Genomic DNA, 1556 nt, shown 5'->3' with positions numbered 1-1556 from the left:
CGCGCGGCCGGCCCGGCCTCGGTGGGCCGCTCGCCGCCGACCAGCTGCAGCAGGTCCCGCAGCTCCGGCCGCCACCGTGCGCGCCGCTCGATCGCCGCCTGGTCGCCGCGCTGCACGAGCGCCGAGGCAACGCTGGCCAGCTCGGCCTCCGTGTCCTCGTACGCGGGGAACGTCACCGCGCTGACCTCGATGAGGCGGACCTCGAGGATCCGCCGCACCTCCACCTCAGCCGGCCCCTCCGAGGTGTCGATCGTCTCCGTCGACCACTGGTCCTTCAGGACGTAGAAGCCGAAGGACATGCCGGTGATGTTGCCGTTGCGGACGTTCGCCTTCAGGTCGCCGACGTACGACAGGGCCGGGTCCAGCTCCGAATCGACCGGCAGCCCCGCAGCGTCCTCGGCCAGGGACAGCGTGCCGGCCGACACCCGAGACACCACGTAGTACGAGTCGTGGTCGACCAGGAACCTGGCGTCCCCCTCCTGCAGCGTCTTGGTGAACGCGCCCGGCGCGATCTCCTCGTAGAACCCCCAGCGCAGCGGATTGCCGATCGCCGTGCGGGAGTTGAACTTCGCCGCGTACCCACGGAACCGCTCGATACCACCGTCGCCCTCGGCGGCGCGTATCACCACGTCCGCCGTCGAGAGAGGCAGGCGGCGGCGCTCCTCAGTCGTCGTCCTCGTCAGAGTCCTCATCAGGAACCTTCCTCCTCGTCGGGGGTCAGCATCAGCCGCTGCGCCTCCGCCATCAGCGCGGCCGCCCGCGCCTTGTTCGACCCCGCCGCCGGCTGCTCGCCGCCCGCCGCGGACGGGTCGTAGCCGAGGGGAGCCATGTACATCGGCTGCAGGTAGACGTCGCCGCCCTTGCCATCCGGCAGCGGCGGCAGCTCCTCCAGCGCCCGCACGTCATTCGCGCTGAACGCACCGACGTCCCGCATGGCCCGGTAGAACGTCGCCCGCGCCGCGCTGTCTCCGCGCAGCAGCCCGCCCATCTGGTACGAGGCGTACTCCTCGCGGGCCATCAGCTCCTTGGTGATCCGCTGCTCGGTCGGTGTCAGCCATGTCGGGTTGAGGTCGAAGGTGACCCAGCCCTGGACCTGCTGCTCCAGTCCGGTGCCCCACGACGTGCTCTTCTCCGTGCTCATGAGCAGGAAAGGGGGCACGCCGAACATGCGGCCGATCTCCACCACCTGGAACTGCTGGGACTCCAGGAACTGCGCGTCCGTGTTGGGCATGGCGACCGGCTTCAAAAAGCCCCCGGAGTCCAGCACGGCGATCTCGTGCGCGTTGTGGACGCCGGACATCTTGGCCTTCCAGCGTTCCTTCAGCCGGGCGGCCTGGTCCTGGTCCAGGCGCTGCTCGGTCTGGAGCACGCCGCCGATCATGTTGCCGTTGCCGAACAGCTTCGCCGCGGACTTCTCGGCGGCCTGCGCGAGCCCGATGCCCTGCATAGCCAGCCGTACGGGCGAGCAGCCGGTCAGCCCGTCATAGCCCAGCCCCGGGATGTGCAGGATCTCCCGGGGCGTCAGGACGTGCCGTGTGCCCCAGTCGTCCGTGACG

General features: G+C 70.2%; 2 protein-coding genes. Both read right to left on the bottom strand.

The genetic code is table 11. The features are described 5' to 3' along the window. Nucleotides 1–692: HK97 family phage prohead protease (locus ABZ780_RS31720; RefSeq protein WP_357488447.1), on the bottom strand; the 692-nt coding region annotated here is incomplete at its 3' end. Further along, on the bottom strand, nt 692–1556 hold an 865-nt coding region (locus tag ABZ780_RS31715; protein WP_357488445.1), incomplete at its 5' end, for a phage portal protein. The genes ABZ780_RS31715 and ABZ780_RS31720, both read right to left, overlap by 1 nt.

This window comes from Micromonospora sp. NPDC047467, assembly GCF_040643095.1.
Classification (GTDB): domain Bacteria; phylum Actinomycetota; class Actinomycetes; order Mycobacteriales; family Micromonosporaceae; genus Micromonospora.
The sequence above is the reverse complement of the archived record's forward strand: the minus strand, read 5'-3'. Positions and strand labels throughout refer to the sequence as shown.